This window comes from Thomasclavelia cocleata, assembly GCF_900102365.1.
Lineage (GTDB): Bacteria > Bacillota_I > Bacilli_A > Erysipelotrichales > Coprobacillaceae > Thomasclavelia > Thomasclavelia cocleata.
On the sequence record NZ_FOIN01000079.1, the window covers coordinates 1 to 3,584 of the forward strand.

A 3,584-nucleotide genomic window follows, 5' to 3' on the forward strand; every position below is an offset into this window, starting at 1 on the left:
CAAATACAGTGTTAAATAATCCAGAAGCAAGCGAAGAACAAGTAAAGGCAGCAGTGGAAGGATTACAAGCAAGTATTGAAAAATTAGAAGTAAAAGCAGTAGAGAGTACACCAGTAAAACCAGGTGATACAACTACAAAAGGAAATGCAATTAAAACTGGAGATACAACTAGTATGATTGGTGCATTTGGATTAATGTCATCATTAAGTGTAATTGCATTACTTAAGAAAAAGAAATTTAATAAAAATAAGTAATATTAGAAGTGAATAAGTAAAAGCTTAGCTCACTACTTATTAATGATGGTGAGCTGGCTTTTGATAAAGCAATAAGAAAGGGAAAGTTTATGCAAGGGAATATAAAAAAATTAAAAAAAGCACCTTTATCGTTACTATTAGTAGCATCAATAGTTCTTTCAAATGGCTCATATTTAATTCAGGCTAAAGATAATACGCCAATTGTGTATAGCCAAGAGGTTTCAAACCTTACAGATGAGCAGTTAGCTTCATTGACTAATCCTATATTACAACAATATACTGCTGATGAATCTCATAAAATTTGGAGAATGACTAGTGATACTCGTCTTGCAATTTTAGCTAATCAAGAAAATCTTGATAATGAAAGATTGGCTGAAATAGTTAAATTAGTTAATAGTGAATTTATGGAAAAAGAAATTGTATCTAGTGCACCTTTTGCTATGGTATATGCTCAAGAAAAAGATGCAGGATATGGTGATGTATTAATTACTATTGATGACGTAAGTTCAATTACAGAAGAAACAACTAGTGAAGAAGCTTATAAAATAGAAATTGATGATAATGGTGTTCGTTTAACAGGAGCATCAGAAACTGCTGTATTATATGGATTAAGAACAATTCAAAATTTAATGATAACAAATAATGGATTGGTATATGGAACTATTATAGATTATCCATACATTGCTGAAAGACGTTTACATGTTGATTGTGCAAGAAAATATATTTCTAAAGATTGGTTTATTCGTCAAATTAGAGAAATGTCATATTTAAAAATGAATGCTATTCAAATGCATTTTTCTGAGAATTTAGGATTTAGAATCGAGTGTGAAACTGATCCATCTATTGTATCTGATCAATATCTTACAAAAGATGAAGTAAGAGAAATTTTACAGGAAGCTAAAAAATATGGGGTAAAAGTAATTCCATCATTCGACAGTCCTGGACATGTGGATCAAATTTTAAGAGCACATCCTGAATATGGTCAAGTAAATAGCTCAGGCGAACATTTTGCTTCAGGTTTAGATGTTACAAATCCAGAAGCTATTGCGTATATTAGAAGTTTATATAGTGAATATATGGATCTTTTTGAAGGATGTACTGACTTTCATATTGGTGGAGATGAATATATGGAATTTGACCGTGCACCATTCACTACCCAATATAAGAGTGTTTTAGATAATTATGCTAAGGCTAATATTGATCCAAATGCAACTTGGAAAGATGTTTTAGCTAATTATATTAATGAATTAGCTGAATTTGTCCATGATCGTGGTTTTACTCCACGTATTTGGAATGATGGTATTTATTATGGTGAAAATTCATATTATGAAAATCCACAAATGATCAAAATGCATGATTATATTGGAATTGATTTTTGGTCACAAATGTCATGGAATTCAAGTATTGCTAGATTAAATACATTTATTCAAAAAGGACATGATACAATTTATAATATTAATGCAAGTTTCTTCTACTATGTTTTAAGAAATTCTAAACCTACAGATGGAAGAGAACAACATTCTTTTGATAATTTGAACGCTGATCGTAAAATTTTTAATGAGTGGACACCAGGTAAATTCCAAGAAAATACTGTTGCAGATGATTCTGATTTCATTAAAGGTGCATCAATTGCTATTTGGTGTGATAATCCAAATTTAGTTGATGAAGATGTTATAACTGATGATGTTAGCGACGAATTAAGAGCGCTTGCAAGTAAGTCATGGAATGTTAGAAGTAATCAAATAACTACTTTTGAACAATTCCAAGATAATTATGAAAAATTAGGTAATGTTGCTGGTTTTGAAAAACAATCACAATTACCTGATTCAGGAGAATTTTTACTTGCAGAAGATTTAGGAAAAGTAACTTTAAAATATGTAAGCGAAAGTGGAAAAGTTTTAAAGAATGATGTAGTTAAATATGGAACAGTTGGTGAAGATTTTGAATTTAGTGGTGATAATATTTATGGTTATCGTTTAAAATCTGATCAAGCAGTAAGTGGTAAATACACAAAAGAAGGAGTTACATTTACATTTGTATATGAACTATATTGTGATAAAACTGAACTTGCAAATGAAATAAATAATCCATTATTAAGTGAAAATTACATCAGAGAAACAATTTCTGATTATAATTCTTTATACCAAACTGCAAAAGAAGTATATTTAGATGAAAATAGTGAGCAATTAGCAGTTGATGAAGCTTTAGCTGATTTGGTTAGTGCTAAAAATAAAGTTGTGGAATTAAAATATTATCCATTATATATTGAAGCTAATTATCCATTAAAAGATAAAGGTTATACAACAGGATATAGTCAATATCAAAGCGTAGTTGCTAATGCTAAGAATGTTTTATATAGTGAAGATTTAACAGTTGAAAAAATGAATGAAGCTTTAGCAGCAATTCAAACTGCAAAAGATGGACTAATGCTTCCAGATGGTAATGTTCCAAGTGTAAGTGCCACTGATGATTACTATTCTGTAGGAGTTTATCCAAGTAACAAATATAGTTATGATAAAATGTTAGATAATGATGAATCAACTAAATGTTGGTTTAATAAAGCCCAAGAAGTAGGTACAGAAATTGTATTTAGTTTTACAGAACCAGTTAATATGTCAAGTGTACGTGTTTTAACTCCTAGTGATGCTGGTGGCGATGCAATCGTAGCTGCAGATATTCAGATTTCAATGGATAATGAGAACTGGACAACAGTAGGATCATTTGATGATAGTAAGTTAGACAATACAGTGTCTTTTGATCAGACAATGGTAAAATATGTAAGAATTCTATTAACAGAAGCTAAGAGTAACTGGTATCAGATTGCAGAGGTTAATTTTACATTTGAACAAGTTCCAGAAGATAATACTTTAAGAGATTTGATTGCTGAAGCCAAGGAAATAGATTTAGAAGGAAAAGATATTGAAGCAGTTGCAGATTTTGTAGATGCGTTGATAGAAGCTCAAAAGGTTTATGCTGAAAATTCATTAGAAACACAAGTGGTAGAAGAAGCACTACAAAATGCGATTAATAATTTAGAAAAAGAAGTAACAGTAAGTAAAACAGCATTATCAATTGCTGTAGAAATGGCAAGTAATGTAACAGAAGCAGACTTAGAAAATGTAGTACCAGCAGTAGTAACTGAATTCAATGCAGCATTAGAAGAAGCAAGAGCTATCTTAGCTAATGATAATGCAACACAAGAAGAAGTAGATGCATCATTTGCAAGATTAGCAACAGCAATGCATATGTTAGAATTCTTAAAAGGTGACAAGGCTGAATTACAAGACCTAGTAGATTCAACAGCTGAATTAGTAGAAGGAAACTATACAG

The 3,584-nt window shown here is 30.5% G+C and carries 2 protein-coding genes; both read left to right on the top strand.

Annotated features, from left to right (window positions below):
• A partial coding sequence (locus BMW96_RS13735; RefSeq protein WP_143050766.1) for an LPXTG cell wall anchor domain-containing protein occupies window positions 1-254 on the top strand: 254 nt, incomplete at its 5' end.
• Window positions 255-343: 89 nt separating this feature from the next.
• The coding region (locus BMW96_RS13740; RefSeq protein WP_092357137.1) for a family 20 glycosylhydrolase at window positions 344-3,584 on the top strand (3,241 nt) is incomplete at its 3' end.